This window comes from Pseudomonas atacamensis, assembly GCF_017167965.1.
GTDB classification, from domain to species: domain Bacteria; phylum Pseudomonadota; class Gammaproteobacteria; order Pseudomonadales; family Pseudomonadaceae; genus Aquipseudomonas; species Aquipseudomonas atacamensis.
The window spans coordinates 4680064-4703100 of the sequence record NZ_CP070503.1 but is presented as its reverse complement, the minus strand read 5'-3'; the positions used below and the strand labels follow the sequence as shown (position 1 = coordinate 4703100).

Genomic DNA, 23037 nt, shown 5'->3' with positions numbered 1-23037 from the left:
TATGAGGCGGGCGTGAGGCTGGAAGTTCGATCGGCTTTTAAGGGTGATGCAAAGCCAATGTGGGAGCGAGCCTGCTCGCGAAAGCGGTTTACCAGACACATCAATTTTGACTGTGCCTCCGTCTTCGCGAGCAGGCTCGCTTCCACAGGGAACTGCGCTTACTTGCCCGGGGTGAGGGTCAAACGGGTCTTGCCATACACCCGATCAAAGTTCTGCGGCTGCATCGGCAGGCCGATGTACTGACCTTTCAGCCACGCATCGATCCCGTTCAGGTAATTCGGACTCAGTGGATTGCCCGACTGCCCCGTACCGTTCTGCGCCATCAATGGCTCGCTCTGGCCGAAGTCGACGATAAAGCGCATCGACGGCGCGCGTGTGGTGGCGAAGTCCTGGCCCCAGGCAAACGCCGAGCTGTTCAGCGTGGTGTGATCGCCTCCAGCCGCCAGCGGCCCGCGTACAGTCTGACCGTTGCTGTTTTTCCACGCATAGCTGTGCAATTTGCCCCACTGCCAGGCGCGATGATCGCCGCCCAACTGGCTGTCGCCCGCTGTAATCGCTGCAGCGAGGCTGCGGGCGAGAATCACCGCTTTATCTTCCTTCTGCGGCGTGCGCAGATCATCCCAGAACGGACTGTCCTCACGTCCCAAGAGATGATCGGCCTGCGCCGCGTAGGACAGATCGCCATTGGCGACAAAGGCCTTCCACGCCGGGCTCGATTCAGGACCCAGTTCATCGAGGAAGAGCTGCTTCATGCTTTCCTGCAGAAACAGTTCATAAATCGCGGCATCCGCCGAGGTCGGGCTGAGCTTGCCGTCGAACGCCATCATTCGCGTGAAGGCTTCACGAGCCTTGCTGCGTTCGGCGTCCGGCAGGGCGTCGATCGCCTGTTTCAGCGGTTGCTTCATCCCCGGTGCTTCGAAGACTTTTTTCAGCTTGGCGGCGAAGGTGGTGGTCTGGTCGTACTGCATGGCGATCACGCTGCGGCTGTCGTGCTTGCCGCTGCCAGCCATTTCCGCCAAGCGTTCGCCGCGCTCCGGTGCCGCCCAGGATTTCGACAACTGCATGCCGTAGCCGTCGGGGATGACGCGCTGGTTGGCGGTGCCGAGCCAGCCTTGTGCCGGGTCCTGATCGTAGGGGTGCAGCATCGGGTCGGCGTAACCGTCCCAGTCGTAGCGACCGTCCCAACCCGGCGAGGGCAGCAGGCCTTCGCCTTCGCGACGGTTGGGGAAGCGCCCGGTGACTTGCCAGCCGATATTGCTCGCATCGGCAAAGACCAGATTCAGGGTAATGGCGCGGATTTCACGGCTGGCGTCCGAGGCGCGCTCGACGTTTTGCGCTCGGGTCAGATCGAAGAAGGCATCCAGCGTTTTGTCGTCGGTGAAGCTTGGCGTCTGCAAGGCGAGGCCGAAACCGCTGCCTTGCGCCGCTGCCTGGGCACTGTTGAGCAGCGCGCCGTGACGGGTTTCGTACACGGCTTCGCGAATCGGCCGCTGGCCTTTGACGAAGTAGGTCTCGTTGCGCACGCCCAGCGGCTGCCATTTGCCGTTGACTTCGTAAGTGAGGCTGCTGCCCTGACGGCGGATTTTCTCGAGGAACAGGTCCTGATTGTCGCCGAGCACGCTGGTCATGCTCCACGCCACTTTACCGTTGAAGCCGCCGAGCACCATCGGCAGACCGGCAACCGTGACGCCGGCCGCCTGATATTTCGGCGCACGTATCTGCACGAAACTCCACAACGACGGCGCGGCCAGTGGCCCGTGCGCATCGCTGGCCAGCAGGCTTTTGCCGCTGCGGCTGCGTTGCGGGGCAATCGCCCAATTGTTCGCAGTCGGCGTGGCGAGCAGGTTCAGCGCCGACAGTTGCTGGCTGGCGCTGCTCAGTTCCGTCAGCCCCGGAATCTGCCCGTTGAGCTTAAGGCCTTGCAGTTTGTCGGCTTCAGCCACTGGCAGGTTTTCATCAGGCGCCGACGGGCTCAGCCAGGCGAGTTTGTCAGTGGTCACGGTTTGCGCGAGCACCAGCGACTGGATTTCCTCCGGCAGGTTGGCCGACTGGCTGAAATTCAGCAGGGCAAAAATCAGCGCCGAATCTTCCGGTTTCCAGTATTCGGGCTTGTAACCGCTGGCGGCGAGGTCGCCCGGCAACTTGTCGGCGTAGCGGAACAGGTAGGCGTTGACGCCCCGTGCATACACTTCGAAGAAGCGCTTGAGCCGTGGCGACGAGGCCTTGTACAGCTCGCCGGCGCTCTTCTTCAGATTGACCGCGCGCATGTAGCGGTCGGCATCGAGCATCGACGCGCCGGACATTTCCGCCAGCCGGCCCTGGGCCAACAGGCGCAGGGTGACCATCTGGTTGATGCGGTCGCTGGCGTGGACGTAACCGAGACTGAACAGCGCGTCATGGAAGCTGTTGCTTTCGATCAGCGGCATGCCCATCGCATTGCGCCGCACCGAAACGTTCTGCGCCAGGCCCTTGAGCGGTTGCACGCCGGAGGTCGGCGGCAGGCTGTCCTGGGCGTTCCAGGTCTGGCAACCGGACAGGCCGAGGACACCGGCCACTGCTGCGGCAACGCCGAACCGGGGAAGAAAATGTGAAAGGGCTGGCGAGGCCATGGCGAAGCTCCTGCGGGGGTATAAGGCTGGGGGCGCAATAAAGCCGCTACGTTAGTGACGGCGCGAGAGCCGCGCAAGCGGGGCGAGTGGTTATTTATGCAGTTGTCGGCTGATCGGTCAGAGGTGTGACAGTTGCTTGTGGGAAAGCGCTGATGTTGAACTACGGAACAAGTCCCGTGCCCTGTCAGGAGAAAGATCGCTATGGAGCTTCAGAGCAACACTGCGCTGATCATCATCGACCAGCAGAAAGGCATCCTGCATCCGCGTCTGGGGCGGCGGAATAATCCTCAGGCCGAGGAAAGAATGCTTGAGCTACTGGCGCTGTGGCGCCTGCGCGGGCGCCCGGTGATCCACGTGCAGCACTTGTCGCGCTCACCTGATTCGGTGTTCTGGCCCGAGCAGGACGAAGTGGAGTTTCAAGAGCGATTTGTTCCTCGGGACGGGGAATGGCTGGTGCAGAAACAGGTGCCGGACGCGTTTTGTGCCAGTGGGCTGGAGGCGCAGTTGTGTGAGGCTGGGATCGGGCAACTGATCATCGTTGGTGTGGCGACCAATAACTCGGTTGAGTCGACGGCGCGCACTGCGGGCAACCTGGGGTTCGACACATGGGTGGCAGAGGATGCATGTTATACCTTCGACAAGGCCGATTATTTCGGCACACCGCGTACCGCTGAAGAGGTGCACGGGATGTCGCTGGGCAATCTGCATGGGGAGTATGCGACGGTGGTCGGCTCTTCCCAGATTCTGGCGGCGGGCTGAAGTTTTGTAATGGAGGCGCCGCCGCCTTCGCGAGCAGGCTCGCTCCCACAGTGACCATATTTCTTCAGATGAAACGCGATCCCTGTGGGAGCGAGCCTGCTCGCGAAGGCGGTGTGTCAGGCGAAGAAGACCTTCGCCAGTGACATCAAGCGCCGTGGCACTTCTTGAATTTCTTGCCGTTGCCGCATGGGCAAGGGTCGTTGCGGCCGACGTCTTTCAGGGCGTTGCGCACCGGTTCCTGGTGGGCGTGGCCGCAGTTCGGGCCGTGGACATGGCCATGGTCGTGATCGTGATGGTGGTCATGATCGTGGTTGCAGTCAGGGCCATGGACATGGGGTTGCTGGGTCATCGAGGTCACTCCGGAGTTAGATCGGCGGGGATTATCACGCCATTGCGCTCAAGGTGCACGTAGTGGGCGATGAATAAACCGGTTTCCATTTCGCCCTGCAATCGATAGGGAATCTGCTGGTTCGGATTTTTCAGCAGTTTCACCACCTGTTTCACCTTCGGCCACAGGTTGGTGCGGATCGGCACTTTGAAGTAAGCGCTGCGCTTGGGCCCCACGGTAAACCAGTGCTCATGCTCGCCTTCGGTGAGCAGCATGTCGGCCAGGTGAATCCGGTATTCGAGGCCGCGCACGGTCAGGTCGCTGTCGTTGGGATTGTCGACGCGAAAGTGCAGGATGAATTTCTGTTCGAGCAGTTTGGCCCGCACGACCTCGACTTTCACCAGATGCACGGCGGGCTCGACGCTGTCGTCGCTGAACCACGAGGCACAGCCGCCGAGGTTTACGATCAGCATCAAGAGCAGAAAATGTAATGTGCGCCGACGACCGAGCATGAAATTGACTCCCTTTGTGCCCAGTCTAGACCTTAAAAGATTTCAGCCTTCGGCTAATCCCGTGTAGGAGCGGCCGAAGGCTCGGGCCGCGATCGGACGATCTTTTGATCTTCAGCTCAAGCGCCGAAATAACCCGAACAACACTTCTTGAACTTCTGCCCGCTGCCACACGGGCAGCCGTCATTGCGCCCCAGCTTCATCTGCACCGTCGGATCGATGAAGTACCAGCGCCCGCCGTTCTGGACAAAGGATGAGCGCTCGCGATGGCTGTGCTCGCCCTGGCTGTCATGCCAGCGCGCGGTGAAGGTGACAAAGGCGTGTTCCGGCTGACCGCCAAAGACTTCCGAGCTTTCAACCTCAAGGCCGAGCCAGGTGCTTTGCGCACTCCAGTCGCTGATCGATTGTCGGTTCAGCCCCGCCTGTTGCGCGGGCAGGGTAGTCGCTACCAGATAGTCGATCAGCCCCAGCACATAAGCGCTGTAGCGCGAACGCATCAAGGCTTCGGCACACGGTGCCGGGTGGCCGTCGTGATAAGGGCCGCAGCAGGCGTCCAGCAGATTGCCGCTGCCGCATGGGCAAATGGCTGTACTCATTGCATTACCACCAGTATTTCCCGAAGTTTTCCGGATTGGCCCAGAAGCGTGAATTGAGCCAGTCGGGGACTTGTTTGTAGTCAAGCAGATCGTAGGTGAACAGGGTCAGCACCTGCTCGTCGCGCTGGAAACGCTCGCTGGCCTGCAGGGCCAGCGAATAGAAATCGGTTTCCTGCCAGCCACTGGCCGCCAGATCCGCCAGCACCGCGATGCGACTGGCGTTGAGATTGCGAATGCCGCCCAACAGGTTCAGGCCGTCGCGCTTGGGCAAATGTTCCAGGCAATCGACTACCAGCGCCAGATCGAAGCGTTGCGCGGCCAGCTCAGCCGGCAGTGCGCCGGGTGCGGCATGGGCGACCACTGTGTCGGGATGCGCGTCCTTGAAAGCGCTCAAGGCGGGAAACTCGCTGGCGCCGATCAGCAGCAGACGGGCCGGGGCGTAGCGATCCAGCAAAGCGGCCAACGCCTGTTGTGGCGTGCGCGAAGAAATGGCGGCGTTCATCGAAGCTCCTCAGTCAGACCGCCAAGACTAGCCTGCCAGACCGCGTCGGCAAAGCGCCCGGTGGCACCGGTTTTCGCCAAAAGAGGCAAACCCCTGTGAACACGGTCGCAAACAGCGGTGGCCTATTGCTGGCGGAGATTAAAACTCCGGTCTTTACTCCCTGAATCGGTTTTAAGCCGATCCCTCAGGAGAAAACTAGATGAGCATAGTTCGGACAGCATTACCCTTGGTTCTGCTAACCAGTGTGTTGACTGGTTGTGCAGGTTTGCAGAAAACCGACTGGCCGACCTGTGCGGCGGTCGGCGGTGTGGTCGGTGCCGGTCTCGGCGCGACGGAAAGCGCATCGTGGGCTGGCTACGGTGCGCTGCTCGTTGGCGGCACGGCAGCGGCCTATTGCTGGGTGCATGGTGATGGCGATGAAGACGGCGATGGCGTGCCGGACAGTCGCGACAAGTGCCCGGGTACGCCTAAAGGCGTACAGGTCGACGCTGACGGTTGCCCGCCACCGACGCCTGCGCCAGTGGTCGAAGAAGCGGTTGTGGTCAAGGAAGAAACCATCGTCATTCGTGATGTGCATTTCGAATTCGACAAAGCCACGCTGACCGGCCCCGACAAGCAAGTGCTGGACAAGGTCGCCGATCGCCTGAAACAGGAATCCTCTACCGCGCAACTGACCGTTACCGGTCACACCGACAGTGTCGGCAGCGATGCCTACAACAAGAAACTGTCGGATCGTCGTGCGCACTCGGTGGTGGAATACCTGATCCAGCAGGGCGTTCCACGTGCCAGCTTCGTTTCGGTGTCGGGCCTTGGTGAAAGCCAGCCTGTGGCTGACAACAAGTCGGCTGATGGTCGTGCGCAGAACCGTCGCACCGAAATCAAAATCGTCCGCTAGCCCCTCTCGCATCCGCGGCTTGTGCAGTCGCGGATGCGGGTCTTTACTCCTGTGTAACCGGTATGGGCCGGTACACAGGAGCGTTCACAAATGCGTGTTTTCTCAAGGTCCGTCTTGCCGGTGCTGCTGCTAGGCAGCTTGCTCACCGGTTGTGCCACTCACAGCGATGGCACCGCCCCCCTCAATCAACGTACGTGGCCAATCTGCAGCCTGCTTGGCGGCCTGGTCGGCGGCGGTCTTGGCGCCATTGAAAGCGCCGGCTGGGCCGGTGGCGGCGCGGCATTGGGTATCGTCACCGGCGGGCTGATCTGTTACGCCCAGGATGGCGACGAGGACAGCGACGGCGTATTCGACCGCCGCGACCGCTGCCCGGACACACCGGAAAATACCGAAGTCGATCATCGTGGCTGCCCGCTGCCGCAATATCCGGTGGCAGTCAAACCGGTCGAACCGGCGCCGCAAACCGAAGTGATCACCTTGAGCGATGCCGGCAACGTGCTGTTCGATTTCGACAAGTCCGATCTGACCCCGGCGGCCAAAGCCCAGCTCGACACCTTGATGGACAAACTGCGTAATGCCGACGTGGTCAGCATCAAAGTCATCGGGCATACAGACAGCAAAGGCTCCGACGCCTATAACCAGGCTTTGTCCGAGCGGCGCGCGAGCAGTGTCGCAGCGTACTTGCTCAGTCAGGGCCTGGCGCCGAACAAGCTCACCAGCGAGGGTCGAGGCGAAAGTGAGCCGGTCGCCGATAACGCCAGCGATGAAGGTCGCGCGGAAAATCGCCGGGTCGAGCTGCATATCAATCGTTAGGAAAGGTCTGTAGTCCGCCGGCTAGAGCTGCCGGGTCGAGATCGTCGCCCCGGCAGCCATTTCATCAGCGTTTGCACAAATTTCATTTTTCCCTCTGGCTTATCCCCCGCAGAAGCCGGTACTGTGCGTGCAAAGAATAATTCGCAACACGGGGGAGCGTATGAAGGTGTTCTGGGGGCTGGGGCGTTTGCTGACCCTGCTGTTCTGCTGCGTGGTACTGGCCAATCAACTGGTGCCGTTTGTTCATCCGTTGCATCTGCTGGTCAATCTGGCCGGCGCTCTGTTGTTGCTGATTCATCTACTCGAAGTGCTGCTGTGCAACCGCAGCCTCAAGGGTCGTCCGCACCCTTGGCGTGATCGTGGCCGCATCCTGTTGTTCGGCGTTTTCCACCTGCAAACCATCCCGGCCCCGGCCGCTCCGGAGGCTTCTTCCCATGCGTAAACTCTGCCTGCTCGCTGCATTCATCAGTCCACTGGCCTGCGCCCAGGTGGTCAACGTGCAAAGCAATTCTTTGATGCGCTTGCCCAACACCACCAGCACGCTGCAACTGGAGAAACTGGAAGTCGCCGATTACGGCACCTTGCTGATCCCGTCCAACGTGACTGAATTAAACATCGATGAACTGCGTCTTGGCCATGAAGCACGTATTGCTATCGTTCCGGCTGAACAAGCGCTGGAAGTGAAGGTCAAGCGCGCTGAATTGAGCGAGGGCAGCCAGATCACCGCGCGCGGCGCCCCCGGCACTTATGAAAAAGCGGCCCGGGCCGGGCGCAATCTGAATCTGCAATTCCAGGCCCTGAGCGCGCCGCAACTGACGGTCGATGCCCGTGGCGGCAGGGGCGCGCCAGGGTTCGTCGGCCTCGACGGCGGCAACGGTGAAGATCCGGGCTGCACCTATGGCTCGGCCGGTCACGGTGCCGATGGCAGTGACGGCAGCGATGGCCAGCCAGGCGCGCCGGGTGCGCTGGTGCGACTCGCCGTACCACGGGATTTTCCAGCCGAGCTGATCAAAGTCAACGTGGCTGGCGGTGCCGGCGGCCCGGCGGGTGTCGGCGGCAAGGCGGGCAAGGGTGGCAAGTCCAAGGGCTGCCTGGTGTACCGCGCTGACGGCGGCAAGAACGGCAAGGCCGGCGTGGATGGCCAGCCGGGGCCGGAGGGAGCGGCGGGTTCGGTTACCGTGCAACGCCTCTAAAACTGCGACCCACTCTCTGATCAATAAAATGCTTTGGTGAGTGAAGATCTTTGGTGAGTGAAATTATGTGGCGAGGGGATTTATCCCCGCTGGGTCGCGAAGCGGCCCCGCTCTAAAAATCAAAAGCGGGACTGCTACGCAGCCCAGCGGGGATAAATCCCCTCGCCACAACTGTGTTCACAGCAGAAAAATAGTGCGATTCAGAGCATCGGTCTCGCCGCCGCTACCGCCACCAGCACCAACCCGACCAGCAGATTAAGCCCCACCACCCGGCGAATCCGCCCCAGCACTGCCGCACCCGCCGGCCAATCCTTCGCCTCAACCGCCTTGCGCAATTCCGGCAGCATCAACCCCTGAATGCGGATGAACAGCGCCGTCATCACCACATACAAACCGATCATCACCTGCACGTACTTCGGCGCGGTTTCAAATCCGACCTGCTGCAGATGCAGCATGCCCACGCCGCTGATCGGCAACAGGATCACTGCGACCCAGACCCAACGGAAAAAACCTTGAAACACTTCCACCCACAGGGTCAGGCGAGCTGGGCCGTCCAGAGCCTTCACAGCCGCAGGGCGCAAGACCATCCAGGCGAAAAACATGCCGCCGACCCACACCAGAGCGGCAAGGACATGCAGGGGGTAAACGAGGCTAAAAGGTGTCATTCGGGCACTCCGTTCTGCGCAGGATCGATTAGGCAGGTATGATAGCCGCCGAACCAAACTACTGAAAATTTATCCAGCGTTTCCAGCGCCCGACACTCAATGATCAGCACTGAACTCAAAACCACGATCCAGGGCGCCTATTCGCGTTTTCTAGAGGCCAAGAGCCTCAAGCCGCGTTACGGCCAGCGCCTGATGATCGCCGAAATCGCCAAGGTCCTCGGGGATATCGACACCGATGACGAAGGCCGGCGCAGTGGCGACCCCGCGATTGTCGCGGTGGAAGCCGGCACCGGTACCGGCAAGACGGTGGCCTACAGCCTGGCGGCGATTCCTACGGCGAAACTGGCCGGCAAGCGTCTGGTGATAGCCACCGCGACCGTCGCCCTGCAAGAGCAGATCGTCTACAAGGATCTGCCTGACCTGATGCGCAACAGCGGGCTGAATTTCAGCTTCGCCCTGGCCAAGGGCCGTGGCCGCTACATGTGTCTGTCCAAGCTCGACATGCTCTTGCAGGAAGGCCACGCGCAAACCGCCACCGCGCAGTTGTTCGAGGAAGAAGGCTTCAAGATCGAAGTCGACGAGGCCAGTCAGAAGCTGTTCACCAGCATGATCGAAAAGCTCGCCGGCAATAAATGGGACGGCGACCGCGACAGCTGGCCTAACGCGCTGGAAGACGCCGACTGGGCGCGCCTGACCACCGATCACAGCCAGTGCACCAACCGTCATTGCCCGAACTTCGGCCAGTGCGCCTTCTACAAGGCCCGCGAAGGCATGGGCAAGGTTGACGTGATCGTCACCAACCACGACATGGTCCTGGCGGATCTGGCACTGGGCGGCGGCGCCGTGCTGCCGGACCCGCGCGACACCATTTACGTGTTCGACGAAGGTCACCATTTGCCGGACAAGGCCATCGGCCACTTCGCTCATTACACGCGCCTGCGCTCCACCGCCGACTGGCTGGAAACCACTGCCAAGAACCTGACCAAATTGCTCGCGCAGCATCCGTTGCCGGGTGATCTCGGCAAGCTGATCGAGCAGGTGCCCGTGCTGGCGCGGGAGATCAAGACCCAGCAGCAGTTCATGTTCACCGCGTGTGAGCAGATCGCCGATTTCAAACCCGGCGAAGACGTCGAAGGCCGCGAACGTCCGCGACATCGCTTTGTCGGCGGGGTGATTCCCGAGGACATGCGCGAGATGGGCATCGAGCTGAAAAAAGGCTATTCGCGCCTTAACGATCTGTTCCAGCGCCTGACCGATCTGCTCAAGGAAGGCATGGATGGTGAGGTCAATATCGGCATCGCCAGCAATCAGGCCGAAGAGTGGTATCCGCTGTTCGGCAGCCTGTTGTCCCGCGCTTCCGGCAACTGGGAATTGTGGACCGCGTTCACCGCCGAAGACCCGGAAGACAGCCCGCCAATGGCCCGCTGGCTGACCCTGGCCGAAAGCGGTTCGCTGTTCGATATCGAGGTCAACGCCAGCCCGATTCTGGCGGCGGAAACCTTGCGTCGCAGTTTGTGGAACGTCGCTTACGGCTGCCTGGTGACCTCGGCGACGCTGACGGCGCTGGGCACTTTCGACCGTTTCCGCATGCGCGCCGGTCTGCCGAAAAAAGCTGTCACGGCGGTGGTGCCGAGCCCGTTTCATCATGCCGATGCCGGCGTGCTGCGCGTGCCGGATCTGAAGGCCGACCCGCGCGATGCCGCCGCCCACACGGCGGCGATCATCCGTGAACTGCCGGATCTGGTCGAAGGTTCCCGTGGCACGCTGGTGCTGTTCTCCTCGCGCAAGCAAATGCAGGACGTGTTCGACGGTCTCGACCGCGACTGGCGCAAGCAAGTGTTCATTCAGGGCAACCTGTCGAAACAGGAAACCCTCAACAAGCACAAGGCGCGGGTCGATGGCGGTGATTCCAGCGTTCTGTTCGGGCTGGCCAGTTTTGCCGAGGGTGTCGATTTGCCGGGTGCCTACTGCGAGCACGTGGTGATCGCCAAGATTCCGTTCTCGGTGCCCGATGATCCGGTCGAGGCCGCGTTGTCGGAGTGGATCGAGGCGCGTGGCGGCAATCCGTTCATGGAAATCTCCGTGCCCGATGCCTCGCTGAAACTGGTTCAGGCCTGCGGGCGTCTGCTGCGCACCGAAGAAGACCGCGGCACCATCACCTTGCTCGACCGGCGTCTGGTCACCCAGCGCTACGGCAAGGCGATCCTCAATGCGTTGCCTCCTTTCCGACGTGAAATATCCTGAGACGCGGGTGGGCCGATTGGCCCGCCGCGTTGTCTATCTCTCTGCCACCGCTTTTCCATTGGCCTTGACTGGTCGTTAGGGAGAACTCCGTTCTTATGATCCGCCGTTCGTTGCCCGCTGTTTTCGCCATGTTCTTTGCCGCGCCGTTGCTGGCCGCGCCCGCCGGTCAGCAGACGCTGTTCAACTTCGTGCGCCCGGCCGACGTGGTCAAGGTCGCCACGGAAAACGCCGACCTGCCCCAGGCCAATGCCGAACAGACCGCGGAAGGTGAAGTGCTGCGCCGGGTGACGTTCAATCCGGTCGCCCGGCCAACCTTGCGCCTGACCCCACAGACTGGCGCCTGGGACTGGTCGCAGTCCGGCATGATGAGCTTGCGTCTGCAGAGTGCGATGAACTGGGCGGTGACGGTTTATGTGCAGATCCAGAGCAACGATGGCCGCACCCTGATCAGCCGCGTCGATCTGCCGGCCGGCCCCGCGCAAACCTTGCTGGTGCCGCTGGTGGCTTCGACGCCGCTGAGCCAGGGCATGAAAGCCGGGCCGCCGATGCCGATGACCGTCGATGGTCAACGCATCCTGCTGGCCAGTAGCACCGGCGAGATCGACCGCAGCCAAGTGGTCTCGGTGAGTCTGTCGATGGATCAGCCGAAAGTTGCGCAGAGCCTGTTGCTCGAGCGTTTCGGCGTGCAGGACGGCGAGTCGGTGACGCGCGCGGTGTACGGTAATCTGGTCGATGCTTACGGGCAGTCAACCCGCAGCAAGTGGCCGGAAAAAGTCAGCAGCGACGAGCAACTTAAAAGCGCCGCCAGCAAAGAGCAGCAACAACTGAATACGTGGCTGACTGAGCGTGAAAAGGCTTCGCTGGACAAGTTCGGCGGCTGGAACAAAGGCCCGGCGTTCAAGGCCAGCGGCTTCTTCCGCACGGAAAAACGTGATGGCCGCTGGTATCTGGTGACCCCTGAAGGCCACCCGTTCTATTCGCTGGGCGTCAACACCGTCAGCGCGCAAGTCAACCAGACCTACGTGGCTGGTCGTGAGTACATGTTCGAATCGTTGCCGAAGAACGACGACCCGCTGGCCGCGCATTTCGGCGAGGGCGACAACCGTGGCGGCAACGGTGCCGATCAGGGCCGTGGCTACGGCAACGGCCGCTGGTACGACTTCTATGGCGCCAATCTGCAACGCCTGTACGGCGAACCGTGCAAGGCGGACAGCGACAACAAGGCCGGGATTGCCGAAGCAGCGAAGGCGGGCGCGGCTGAGGCCGGCTCGGTGCAGGCTGCTGAGACTGCAGCGGTGCCTGCCGAGCCGAAATCCGGTATTGCCGAAGCGGCGCAGACCGATGCGGTGCAAGCGTCCAGCGAGGAAACCGCCCCGTGCAAAGCCACAATTGATGAAGAACGCTGGACCCGCCATACCCTCGATCGGCTGCAAGCCTGGGGCTTCAACACGGTAGGCAACTGGAGCGCGCCGTCGCTGGCTGACGCTGAGCGCGTGCCGTACACCTTGCCGCTGTCGATCGTCGGCGATTACACCAGCATCAGCACCGGCAGCGATTGGTGGGGCGGCATGCCGGATCCGTTCGATCCGCGTTTCGCCATGGCCACCGAGCGCACCGTGGCCATTGCCGCCCGCGATCACCGTGACGATCCGTGGCTGATCGGTTATTACGCCGACAACGAACTGGCCTGGGCTGGCCCAGGCGACGATCCGAAGGCTCGCTACGCGCTGGCCTACGGCACGTTGAAAATGACCACCGACGTGCCGGCCAAACGCGCCTTTCTCAAGCAATTGCGCGACAAGTACCGCAATCAGGCCGGACTGTCCAAGGCCTGGGGCATCGAGTTGCCGGCGTGGGAATTGATGGAGGACCCTGGCTTCGTGCCGCCGCTGCCGAACCCGGAGCATCCGGAGATCGAAGCGGATTTCAAATACTTCCAGAAGGTCTTCGCCGATACCTATTTCAAGACCATTTCCGATTCGCTGAAATGGCACGCGCCGAACCAGATGCTCCTTGGCGGCCGCTTCGCTATCAGTACGCCTGAAGCCGTGGCGTCCTGCGCGCAGTACTGCGATGTGTTGAGCTTCAACATGTACACGCTCAAGCCGCAGGACGGTTACGACTTCGCCGCACTGGCGGCGCTGGACAAACCGGTGCTGATCACCGAATTCAACTTCGGCTCGGCTGACCGAGGGCCATTCTGGGGCGGCGTGACGCAGTTGGCCAAGGAAGAAGATCGCGGCCCGGCTTATGCCAACTTCCTCAAACAGGCGCTGAGCGAACCGTCGATTGTCGGCGTGCACTGGTTCCAGTATCTCGACCAACCGGTGACCGGGCGTTTGCTCGACGGCGAGAACGGCCATTTCGGTCTGGTCGGGGTCACTGACCTGCCGTATCAGGGTTTTGTCGAGGCGGTGCGTAAGAGCAATCTGCAGGCGCTGGAGCAATTGGGCAAGGAGGCGCAGAAAGCACCGGTTGCAGAGATTGAAGGCGGGCGCAAGGCCGAGGCTGGCAAAGCGCCGGGGGCTGCACAGGCGGGTGGGCATTCGGGGAATGGTCACTAGGTTTCAGACCGCGTTATCGTTCTTCGCGAGCAGGCTCGCTCCCACAGGGGAACTGCGCTGCTGTTGAGATCCAGTGTGGGAGCGAGCCTGCTCGCGAAGGGATCACCACAAATTGCCGATCAACCGTCTGGCCCGCGCCTGTTCCCAAATCCCTCAAGGGCTGGAACAATGCGGGCCACTTTGTAGAGCGTTTTCGCGGGGGAGTTGCGGGTGCAGATTCAGGGACATTACGAGCTTCAATTCGAAGCGGTGCGCGAGGCTTTCGCCGCACTGTTCGACGATCCCCAGGAACGCGGCGCAGCCCTGTGCATCAAGGTCGGTGGAGAAACCGTCCTCGACCTCTGGTCCGGTACTGCCGACAAGGACGGCGCCGAAGCCTGGCATAGCGACACCATCGCCAACCTGTTCTCCTGCACCAAGACCTTCACCGCCGTCACCGCGCTGCAACTGGTCGCTGAAGGCAAGTTGCAACTCGACGCCCCGGTTGCCCGCTACTGGCCGGAATTCGCCGCCGCCGGCAAAGAATCCGTCACCCTGCGCCAATTGCTCTGCCATCAGGCCGGCTTGCCGGCGCTGCGCGAACTGCTCGCCCCTGAAGCCCTATATGACTGGCAAACCATGGTCGACGCCCTTGCGGCCGAAGCGCCATGGTGGACTCCGGGCACCGGTCACGGTTATGCCGCGATCACCTACGGCTGGCTGGCCGGCGAATTGCTGCGCCGCGCCGACGGTCGTGGGCCGGGCGAGTCGATCGTCGCTCGGGTCGCCAAACCGTTGGGCCTGGATTTCCACGTGGGCCTGGCCGACGAAGAGTTTCATCGCGTGGCGCACATCGCCCGTGGCAAGGGCAACGCCGGCGACGCTGCGGCCCAGCGTCTGCTGCAAGTGACCATGCGCGAACCGACTGCCATGACTACTCGCGCCTTCACCAATCCGCCGTCCGTGCTGACCAGCACCAACAAGCCGGAATGGCGACGCATGCAGCAACCGGCGGCCAACGGCCACGGTAACGCGCGCAGTCTCGCCGGGTTCTATGCCGGCCTGCTCGACGGCAGCCTGCTCGAGAGCGAGATGCTCGAAGAGCTGACCCGCGAGCACAGTCTTGGCGATGACAAGACCTTGCTCACGCGCACCCGTTTCGGCCTCGGCTGCATGCTCGATCAACCGGACGTGCCCAACGCCACCTACGGCCTCGGCCCACGCGCGTTCGGTCATCCGGGAGCGGGCGGCTCGATCGGTTTTGCTGATCCTGAGCACGATGTGGCTTTCGGTTTCGTGACAAATACCCTGGGGCCTTACGTTTTGATGGATCCGCGCGCGCAAAAGCTGGCGCGGGTGCTTGCCACTTGTCTGTAAAGCTTCAACAGAGGTTCCAGGGTCGGAACCTCAAAGGGATTTTCGTTTCAAAACGGCTGTTTATCCGGGCGAAAGTGCTCTGATTTTTCATTACTTCATTTTGTGGATTTTCAATGTCATCTAAAAAGACCCTCGCCCTGGCCCTGTGTGTAGCGATCACCGGTTGCGCACAGAACCCGAAAAACAATGCGGACGGCGGCAGTTGGTGGCCGTTCGGTTCTTCCGACAAAGTCGCGGCCAAAGATTCGGCCCCGGCTCCTGCTCCTTTGAAACCTGCGGCGACTGCGCCAGTGGCCAAGGCCGAAAGCAGCAACCCGTGGTACTGGCCGTTCGGTTCCAGCGATGAAGCGGTCAAGGCTGATCTGAAAGCCGAGGTCAAACCTGAAGCCAAACCGGTCGAGGTGGCCAAAGCCGAGGCGCAGTCCAATGGCAAATGGTGGTGGCCGTTCGGCGGCAAGGACCAGCCAACTGCCAAAGCCGTGCCGATGCCGGATCCGAAGGTCACTCAGGCCTGGCTCGACGACTACGAGCCGCGTCTGCGTGAAGCGGTGAAGGACAGCAATCTGCAACTCGAGCGTCGCGACAACGTACTGGTGGTGACGGCGCCGGTCGAAGGCTCGTTCAACCCGGACCGCCCGGCGATGCTGCTGCCGGTCACCCTTGGCCCGTTCACTCGCGTGGCGAAAATCCTTGAAGCCGACCCGAAAACCGCGGTGCTGGTGCTCGGTCACAGTGACACCAGCGGTGCCGCACCGGCCAACGTCAAGCTGAGTCAGGAACGTGCGCAATCGGTGGCAGCGATCTTCCGCCTCAGCGGCTTGCAGCGTGATCGCCTGATGCTGCGCGGCATGGGTTCCGAAGCGCCGCGTGCGGCCAACGACAGCGTTGAAGGCCGTGCCTTGAACCGTCGTGTCGAACTGCTGGTGACGCCGCAAAACACCATGGTTGCGCTGCTGAGCAAATACAACATGCCAGCGCCGAAGCCGGTGACGATGGTTGCTGCGCAAGACGTCAAGCCAGTGGCCAAACCCGCCACCCCAGCGCCTGCTGCCAAGAAAGCTGCTGCCCCTGCGGCGAAAAAAGCGCCAGCCAAGAAAACCGCTGCCAAGGCTCCGGCGAAGAAGGCCCCGGCCAAGGCTCCGGCGAAAAAGACCGCACCAGCCAAAGCCGCCGCGACCGACAAGAAAGTCGCCGCAGCCGACGCTGCCAAGAAGTGATCCGCTAACGAAAAGGAATCCGCCATGACCCAGGCTCTGGCCGATATGCGTCGCGACTACACCCGTGACGGTTTGACCGAGGCGCAAGCCCCGACCGAGCCGTTTGCGCTGTTTCACCAGTGGTTCGCCGATGCGGTCAAAACCGAGCAGGCGCCGGTAGAAGCCAATGCCATGACCCTGGCCACGGTCGATGCCGACGGTCGTCCGCATTGCCGCATTCTGTTGCTCAAGGGCCTGGACGAGCAGGGCTTCACCTTCTTCACCAACTACGACAGCGCCAAGGGCCAGCATCTGGCGGCCAACCCGTTTGCCGCCATGACCTTCTTCTGGCCAACCCTGGAGCGCCAGGTGCGCATCGAAGGGCGGGTGGTCAAGGTCACGGCGCAAGAGTCCGACGCGTATTATCAGGTGCGTCCTCTGGGCAGCCGCCTCGGCGCCTGGGCCTCGCCGCAGAGCCGAGTCATCAACGGTCGTGGCGAACTGGAAGATTTGCTCAAGGCCACCGAGCAACGCTTCAGCGACAGCCAGCCGCACTGCCCGGAACATTGGGGTGGTTACCGCTTGTTGCCCGAGCGCATCGAGTTCTGGCAGGGCCGTCCGAGCCGCCTGCACGATCGCCTCAACTACCGCCTCCAGGGCACCGAGTGGATTCTGGAACGACTGGCACCCTGAGCAGTCTACCGAGCGAGATAAACGCGGATGGCGCAGGATCGCTGATTTGACGCTACCTTGAGTGGACGCTCGCGGGCATCTGTACCAAGCCTGAATGGAAGCCAATTTTATCCGGATGGTGTCGTGACAGGCGCCAGGCCACGGGGTTTAATGAACACATGTTCTTTTGGAGTTGATGCTATGCGTAAGTCTGTTCTGCTGGTTGCTTCCTTTTCGACGATGGCGATGTTGCTGACCGGCTGCCAATCGAGCCTCACCGGCGACTCCTACTCCCGTGACGAAGCGCGTCGTGTACAGACGATTCGCATGGGCACCATCGAATCCTTGCGCCCGGTAAAAATCGAAGGCACCAAGACCCCGATCGGCGGCGCAGCAGGCGCAGTGGTCGGCGGCGTCGGCGGTAGTGCCATCGGCGGCGGCAAGGGCAGCATCGTTGCTGCGGTCATCGGCGCAGTGGCCGGCGGCCTGCTTGGCTCGGCCACCGAAGAAGGCCTGACCCGCACCCAGGGCGTGGAAATCACCGTCCGCGAAGACGACGGCAGCATGCGCGCCTATGTGCAGCAGGTTCAGGAAAATGAAGTATTCCGCGTTGGCGAGCGGGTACGGATTTCCACCGTTGGCGGAACCAGCCGCGTTTCGCACTAAACGAGAAGCCGGGTAAAAGAAAACCCCGATCAGGTGACTGGTCGGGGTTTTTCTTTGCTTGTGAATTGTTCATTCAGTATGTGGCGCAGATGCCCATGAAGTATTCGAGGCCCTCGGGAAAACTGACGTTGAGCAGGTTTTCCAATGCGGTTATCTGATCCTGAGTCAACAACAGCTCGCCGGGTTCCACCTCATCCAAGGGCTTTGATTCAATGAGCTGAGCCACTTTTTCATTCATCTCGCTGCCGGTGATGTCCAGCTCGAATTGCAATGAGTCATCTTGGGCTTCGTCAGGGAAGAATCCGGTAATTGAAATAAAGCGCATGTTTCAATCCTTAATTTCTAGAAGTTTTTCGTTTTGGATCCGCAGGTCCCGTTTGTTCACCCGTCAAGTGATTGAACTCGCCTAAATGAGTCGTTCCTAATTTGTCGTATTTTTCGACGGCGTTGCTTTTGTAATCCCACTCGTAAATTCGACCTTTGCGGTCTACCCAACGTGCTCACTGCTTTCCACCACCTTGCACTGACGACTTCGATTTCACTTTGACTGCGTCAGGGAATGCGGGCAGCGTTTTCGGATGGCCGTGATAAGCATGGTCGCGAGCACGGCTGAGCACAACATAGGCCGGCCTGACGCCCGAATCTGCCGGATACACCAAAATAAAGTCTTTGTACTCCGGTGGATAAACCGGATTCACCAGAATCCCGTCCGCCGCCTTCGTCGGTGGATACACCCAGATATGCGGTGCCTGCGGTGCGGCCTCGAGCGCTGGAATGCCGAGGATGTCCGAGCCATCCACCGCCGGGGTCCAGAGCAGTTCGACGCCTTCACCAAGATCCGCAACGAACCGGTCACCGCGTGCAGTGAACTGCACGACATCGACCATTTCCCAATCGCGGTTCTTACCGGTGTAGAAACCGTAACCCTTGAGGCTGCCATCGGCCTGTTGCTCGACGCGCAGGCGCACGCGGGTTCGGGCTTGTTTGAGTGTGCTTAGTTGCTCATCGGTGTAGAGCGCGCTGTCGCCCAGGCTGGATGGCATCAAAAGCGCAACCAGCCCCACCAAAGACGCAGCCGCCGCAGGGGAGGCGAGCGCCGGTAGCGCTTCAAAAGCCGAGCCTGCCAGGGCCAGACTGCCGAACCCGACCGGGATGGCGCTGGCGCTGATTTTCTTGAGAGGAATGCCGCCGCTTGCGTCGGCTTCGCGAGCGCCGAGCAGGATCAGCTCGCCGTAATCCTTCAGGCTGTCGGTCGGTACCATGCCGGAAGGATTGCTGTAATCGATAATCGCATCCGGCAACTTGCAGGACTTGGCGAATACACAGCCGGCACGCACGGCTTCAGGTTTTTTCGCCGCCACTTCACGGCTGCGCTCGAACGCCTCCTGCCGCGCCAGCATCGCGTCGTAAGCGTTTTGCCCGGCTTCGCGCTCGGCCAGTTCTGCGGCCGTCATATACCGCCAAGTAACGTGATGCCCGTCGCCCTGCGGTGGGTTTTGCACCCGGGGAATGTCCTTGTTCCGCGCCACTGATCGTCCCTTCCTTCACCATCGACAGCCCCTGAGAAGGGGCCGCACGACGTTATCGAAGCGGGGAAAGTGTGGCTGTAGGACGGGTCGCTAATGAAGTGGGGATTGTTCGACTGGAACGAGGTCTGCCGCAGAGACGTGGAGCAGTCTGCTACGCAAACTCATCGTTACCGATTGGCAGTGTGAGTTTCGGAGTGAATCTAAAGCAATTTATCCAGCACGAACTGCTTGAACCACGGCGGCTGAGTGTCTGATTTGATTTCGATCAGTTCTCCATCCGTAATTTCAGCTATCTGCGTCAGGCCTTCACTGCCTTCATCTGAGTTATCGAAAATATACGCCCGGTTGGAGGCCAGGATAGCTTCGGATAAAAGCTCCAGGGATCGCCAGTATCGAGCTTCAATTTTTTCAGCAGGAACGTTATGTCCTCCTCGGGAAACGCGGTATGCAACTCTCGCAATATTTATCTGCGGGTCCGCTGTCGCCACGTAATAGACGTAGACCCTGTAGCCGGATTTACTCGCTTCAGCGAGGAGGCTGACTTTGTCCGCGGACGACATGACGGTTTCGAACGTAAAGCTGATGCGCTCTTTTATCAACGATCTACGGATGAAGTCGCAGAGTGCCGACGCAACGTACGAGTCGATTTCAGTATTCGAAAAGTTAAGCCGGATTCCATCAATTGCGAGATCATCAAGCTTTGCCTGCGAACGAGGCGATTTTTTCAGCAGGGGGTGAGCACGGAGAAAGTCGAAAAGCTCCGCTTTATGTGCTTCGATGCGATAAGAACCGAAATCAAAGTAACCGGTATCTTTGATTGAACGTTCGATGTCGTCAGGATTTATGTAGTTGCCCAGTAGGTGCGCAGGGACAAGTCGATTGAATGTGCTTTTCCCGGATCCGTTCGGTCCCGCAAATATCCGTATTCTCGGTGTGCTCAAGAAGTAACCTGTTTTGAAGATTTATTGATGTGCAGACGCGTTCCGCTTTTCAGATTGCCGTAGGCGCCAATCGACCGCAAAACAATGGAGGTTTTCTCGGTCACTTCAAGTAGCTGACCATCTTTAGCGACAAGCACCGCTGCGCCGTTTGCAAGTGCCATTTTGTAGGCGTTGCTGAAGGCCTTTAGAGCGATGTAAGGAATTCGCGACTCCTGAACGGCAATCTGATCGTCAGTCATTGGGCGTTTTTCGGCTTTGCGCGACATGAATGACTCCAAGCTGTGCTGAGTAGATGGCTGTTTGATGCGCAAGATATAGCACATTTGCAAGGCTTAGAGCCAAGCCCCTCGTTTGGGGAGGGGCTACGGCATTGGCCGCAATAAACCTCAGGAAGTTTGTATCGTGCCCCTGCGACTCGCCGCCGCCGTCACCGCATAACCAATCACCGCCGCGAGGATCGAGCCGGTGAGGATGCCCATGCGATCCATTCCGGCGTAATCACTCACGCCCGGTTCGAAGGCCAGCGAGCCGACGAACAGGCTCATGGTGAAGCCGATGCCGCAGAGGATCGCGACGCCGAGGACCTGGCCCCAGTTGGCGCCTTGGGGCAGGGCGGCGATGCCGATCTTGACCGCCAGCCAGGTCAGGCCGAACACGCCGATGGTCTTGCCCAGCAGCAGGCCGATGGCGATGCCCATCGGTACGTCGTGGGTGAAGCTTTCGACGGTGACGCCGCTCAGTGACAGGCCGGCGTTGGCGAAGGCGAACAGCGGCAGGATGCCGTAGGCGACCCACGGGTGCAGCGCGTGTTCGAGGGTCAGCAGCGGCGACGACTCGGCGTTTTTCGTGCGCAGGGGAATGCAGAAAGCCAAGGTCACGCCGGCCAGTGTCGCGTGGACACCACTCTTGAGCACGCAGACCCAGAGGATCAGGCCGATGATCATGTACGGCCCGAGCTTGACCACGCCGAGCCGGTTCATCGCCACCAGCGCGGCAATGCACGCAGCCGCCAGGCCAAGGGACAGGGTCGAGAGTTCGCCGGAATAGAAGATTGCGATGATGACGATGGCGCCGAGGTCATCGATGATCGCCAGGGTCATCAGGAACAGTTTCAGCGACACCGGCACGCGCTTGCCGAGCAGCGCCAGTACGCCGAGGGCGAAGGCGATATCGGTGGCGGTCGGAATGGCCCAGCCACTTAGGGCCGCGGGGTTGTCGCGGTTAAGGAACCAGTAGATCAGCGCCGGCACCAGCATGCCGCCGATCGCCGCTGCGCCAGGGAGGACGATTTGCGAAGGCTTGGACAATTGGCCGTCGAGCACTTCGCGTTTCACTTCCAGACCGATCAGCAGGAAGAACATCGCCATCAGGCCGTCGTTGATCCACAGCAGCAGGGGTTTGGCGATTTTCAACGCACCGATCTGCGCCACCACAGGAGTGTCGAGCAGGCCGGTGTACAGCCACGACAGCGGTGAGTTGTTGATGATCAGCGCGAGAACGGCTGCGGCGATCAATAGCAGACCGCTGGCGGCTTCCAACTGAAAGAAACGCGTGAAAGTGCTACGCAGAGGCAAGGTCGCTCTCCATCGAATCAAGAAAAAGGTGAAACACCCTAACCCGTACCGTTAGTTGTTAAAACAAAAGTTATATTCTTTTTTGTTATATGTCGTTACAGGCTGTCTGGTACGGGCAGCACTGAGCCTAGCAGTTGCCTGACACATTGAGACTCAGCTGTATCTTTGCCGCCTGCGGGATTTTTCCTAAGCTTGCGGCAGACCTTTTTCAGAAGACCGATCTTCTGGCTGATTCAACGAGAACCGAAACCATGAGCGACAACCGACAGTGGGCCCGCGAAGCCATCCGCATCATCGAGGCGGACTTCCAGCGCAGCGCCGACACCCACCTGATCCCTTTGCCGCTGCCCGGTTTTGCCGGCATCGAGTTGTATTTCAAGGACGAATCCAGCCACCCGACCGGCAGCCTCAAGCATCGCCTGGCCCGGTCGCTGTTCCTTTACGCGCTGTGCAACGGCTGGCTGAAACCCGGTGCGCCAGTGATCGAAGCGTCCAGCGGCTCGACGGCGATTTCCGAAGCGTATTTCGCGCGCATGCTCGGTTTGCCGTTTATCGCGGTGATGCCGGCGACCACTTCGAAAGAGAAGATTGCCCAGATTGCCTTCTATGGCGGGCAGAGCCATCTGGTGCAGGATCCGACGCAGATCTACGCCGAATCCGAGCGCCTGGCCCGCGAGCATGGCGGTCACTTCATCGATCAGTTCACCTACGCCGAACGTGCCACCGACTGGCGAGCGAACAACAACATCGCCGAGTCGATCTTCCAGCAGATGCGCTACGAAAAACACCCTGAATCGACCTGGCTGATCTCCAGCCCCGGCACCGGCGGCACCACCGCGACCCTCGGCCGTTACGTGCGCTATCGCCAGCACTGCACCCGCGTGTTGTGTGCCGATGCCGAGCGTTCGGTGTTCTTCGATTTTTATCAGACGGGAGATGCCAGCCTGCGTCTGGATTGCGGTTCACGCATCGAAGGCATTGGCCGGCCTCGGGTGGAAGCGTCGTTCCTGCCCAAGGTGATCGATGCGATGGTCAAGGTGCCGGACGCCCTGTCCCTGGCGGCCATGCATTATCTGGCGCAGCGTTTGGGGCGGCATGTCGGCGGGTCGAGCGGGACCAATCTGATCGGTGCGCTGATGGCGGCGCAGCAGATGAAAGCGGCGGGGCAGTCGGGGTCGATCGTGGCGATCCTGTGCGATGGCGGCGAGCGTTATGCCGACACCTATTACGATCAGGATTGGCTGACGGCGCAGGGGTATGCACTGGGTGATTTGATTGCAGCGGTGGCGGCAAGTGCCGAGCGCGGACAGGCGCTGCCGACCTCGGTGCTGCGCGCGAATATCTAAAGCCAAATGCAGACACCACTGTGGGAGCGAGCCTGCTCGCGAAGGCGGAGTCACATTCAACAACTTCGTTGAATGACAGA

22 protein-coding genes and 1 pseudogene are annotated in these 23037 nt (G+C 60.8%); 12 read left to right on the top strand and 11 right to left on the bottom strand.

Going from position 1 to position 23037, the window contains the following annotated elements:
* Positions 1-158: 158 nt before the first annotated feature.
* The gene (locus JWU58_RS21465; protein WP_206420948.1) at positions 159-2609 is read right to left on the bottom strand and encodes a penicillin acylase family protein; all 2451 of its coding nucleotides are present in this window, start codon (positions 2607-2609) and stop codon (positions 159-161) included.
* A gap of 201 nt (positions 2610-2810) precedes the next feature.
* Here JWU58_RS21465 and JWU58_RS21460 point away from each other — a divergent pair, with 201 nt between their 5' ends.
* On the top strand, positions 2811-3368 hold the full coding sequence (locus tag JWU58_RS21460; protein WP_206420947.1) for a cysteine hydrolase family protein: 558 nt from the start codon (positions 2811-2813) through the stop codon (positions 3366-3368).
* A gap of 145 nt (positions 3369-3513) precedes the next feature.
* On the opposite strand, the gene JWU58_RS21455 is transcribed toward JWU58_RS21460, so the two are convergent.
* The 4 genes from JWU58_RS21455 to JWU58_RS21440 form a co-directional block, all read right to left on the bottom strand.
* Entirely contained in the window at positions 3514-3717 is a 204-nt protein-coding gene (locus JWU58_RS21455) for an SEC-C metal-binding domain-containing protein (protein ID WP_003198420.1), read from the bottom strand.
* Positions 3718-3722: 5 nt separating this feature from the next.
* Positions 3723-4208, bottom strand: a complete 486-nt coding sequence (locus JWU58_RS21450) for an LEA/WHy family protein (RefSeq protein WP_024011906.1) — start codon at positions 4206-4208, stop codon at positions 3723-3725.
* A 116-nt stretch (positions 4209-4324) separates the two neighbouring features.
* A complete protein-coding gene (locus tag JWU58_RS21445) occupies positions 4325-4801 on the bottom strand; it encodes a YchJ family protein (protein ID WP_016770618.1) in 477 nt (158 codons plus the stop codon).
* A 4-nt stretch (positions 4802-4805) separates the two neighbouring features.
* Positions 4806-5303 carry a DUF6231 family protein gene (locus JWU58_RS21440; protein WP_039762620.1) on the bottom strand — a complete coding sequence of 166 codons (498 nt, stop codon included), beginning with the start codon at positions 5301-5303 and terminating at the stop codon, positions 4806-4808.
* 199 nt (positions 5304-5502) lie between these two features.
* Here JWU58_RS21440 and JWU58_RS21435 point away from each other — a divergent pair, with 199 nt between their 5' ends.
* From JWU58_RS21435 to JWU58_RS21420, 4 genes are all read left to right on the top strand, one after another.
* Positions 5503-6198: a PA1041 family peptidoglycan-binding anchor lipoprotein gene (locus JWU58_RS21435; RefSeq protein WP_024011908.1), complete on the top strand. Its 696-nt coding sequence runs from the start codon at positions 5503-5505 to the stop codon at positions 6196-6198.
* A gap of 90 nt (positions 6199-6288) precedes the next feature.
* The gene (locus tag JWU58_RS21430; RefSeq protein WP_206420946.1) at positions 6289-7011 is read left to right on the top strand and encodes a PA1041 family peptidoglycan-binding anchor lipoprotein; all 723 of its coding nucleotides are present in this window, start codon (positions 6289-6291) and stop codon (positions 7009-7011) included.
* A 160-nt stretch (positions 7012-7171) separates the two neighbouring features.
* Positions 7172-7453 (top strand): DUF1145 domain-containing protein, encoded by a 282-nt coding sequence (locus tag JWU58_RS21425; protein WP_016771375.1) that lies wholly within the window; start codon positions 7172-7174, stop codon positions 7451-7453.
* Complete coding sequence (locus JWU58_RS21420; RefSeq protein WP_125918042.1) at positions 7446-8204, top strand: collagen-like triple helix repeat-containing protein; 759 nt, start codon at positions 7446-7448, stop codon at positions 8202-8204. Before JWU58_RS21425 ends, JWU58_RS21420 begins: the two co-directional genes overlap by 8 nt.
* Before the next feature lie 200 nt (positions 8205-8404).
* Here the strand turns inward: JWU58_RS21420 and JWU58_RS21415 are convergent, their stop codons facing one another.
* Positions 8405-8869 carry a CopD family protein gene (locus JWU58_RS21415; protein ID WP_016771373.1) on the bottom strand — a complete coding sequence of 155 codons (465 nt, stop codon included), beginning with the start codon at positions 8867-8869 and terminating at the stop codon, positions 8405-8407.
* Between the two features lie 99 nt (positions 8870-8968).
* Between JWU58_RS21415 and dinG the strand changes: the two genes are divergently transcribed.
* The 6 genes from dinG (at position 8969) to JWU58_RS21385 (ending at position 17567) form a co-directional block, all read left to right on the top strand.
* Complete coding sequence (dinG, locus tag JWU58_RS21410) at positions 8969-11113, top strand: ATP-dependent DNA helicase DinG (RefSeq protein ID WP_206420945.1); 2145 nt, start codon at positions 8969-8971, stop codon at positions 11111-11113.
* 95 nt (positions 11114-11208) lie between these two features.
* Entirely contained in the window at positions 11209-13677 is a 2469-nt protein-coding gene (locus JWU58_RS21405; RefSeq protein WP_206420944.1) for a beta-galactosidase, read from the top strand.
* A 210-nt stretch (positions 13678-13887) separates the two neighbouring features.
* Positions 13888-15033: a serine hydrolase domain-containing protein gene (locus JWU58_RS21400; protein WP_206420943.1), complete on the top strand. Its 1146-nt coding sequence runs from the start codon at positions 13888-13890 to the stop codon at positions 15031-15033.
* A gap of 113 nt (positions 15034-15146) precedes the next feature.
* Positions 15147-16250, top strand: coding sequence for an OmpA family protein (locus tag JWU58_RS21395; RefSeq protein WP_016771371.1), 1104 nt, complete (start codon positions 15147-15149; stop codon positions 16248-16250).
* Between the two features lie 24 nt (positions 16251-16274).
* Entirely contained in the window at positions 16275-16922 is a 648-nt protein-coding gene (gene pdxH / locus JWU58_RS21390) for a pyridoxamine 5'-phosphate oxidase (RefSeq protein ID WP_122612613.1), read from the top strand.
* A 180-nt stretch (positions 16923-17102) separates the two neighbouring features.
* Complete coding sequence (locus tag JWU58_RS21385) at positions 17103-17567, top strand: outer membrane lipoprotein (RefSeq protein ID WP_016771369.1); 465 nt, start codon at positions 17103-17105, stop codon at positions 17565-17567.
* A gap of 73 nt (positions 17568-17640) precedes the next feature.
* Here the strand turns inward: JWU58_RS21385 and JWU58_RS21380 are convergent, their stop codons facing one another.
* From JWU58_RS21380 to nhaA, 5 genes and pseudogenes are all read right to left on the bottom strand, one after another.
* Complete coding sequence (locus tag JWU58_RS21380; protein WP_206420942.1) at positions 17641-17892, bottom strand: pyocin S6 family toxin immunity protein; 252 nt, start codon at positions 17890-17892, stop codon at positions 17641-17643.
* 10 nt (positions 17893-17902) lie between these two features.
* Positions 17903-19096, bottom strand: a pseudogene (locus tag JWU58_RS21370) (S-type pyocin domain-containing protein).
* A 200-nt stretch (positions 19097-19296) separates the two neighbouring features.
* On the bottom strand, positions 19297-20037 hold the full coding sequence (locus tag JWU58_RS21365; protein WP_073475882.1) for an ATPase: 741 nt from the start codon (positions 20035-20037) through the stop codon (positions 19297-19299).
* Complete coding sequence (locus tag JWU58_RS21360; protein ID WP_071174604.1) at positions 20034-20303, bottom strand: hypothetical protein; 270 nt, start codon at positions 20301-20303, stop codon at positions 20034-20036. Before JWU58_RS21360 ends, JWU58_RS21365 begins: the two co-directional genes overlap by 4 nt.
* Before the next feature lie 120 nt (positions 20304-20423).
* On the bottom strand, positions 20424-21611 hold the full coding sequence (gene nhaA, locus JWU58_RS21355) for a Na+/H+ antiporter NhaA (RefSeq protein WP_071174605.1): 1188 nt from the start codon (positions 21609-21611) through the stop codon (positions 20424-20426).
* A gap of 251 nt (positions 21612-21862) precedes the next feature.
* On the opposite strand from nhaA, the gene JWU58_RS21350 reads away from it, so the two are divergent.
* On the top strand, positions 21863-22957 hold the full coding sequence (locus JWU58_RS21350) for a PLP-dependent cysteine synthase family protein (RefSeq protein WP_206420940.1): 1095 nt from the start codon (positions 21863-21865) through the stop codon (positions 22955-22957).
* Positions 22958-23037: the final 80 nt, after the last annotated feature.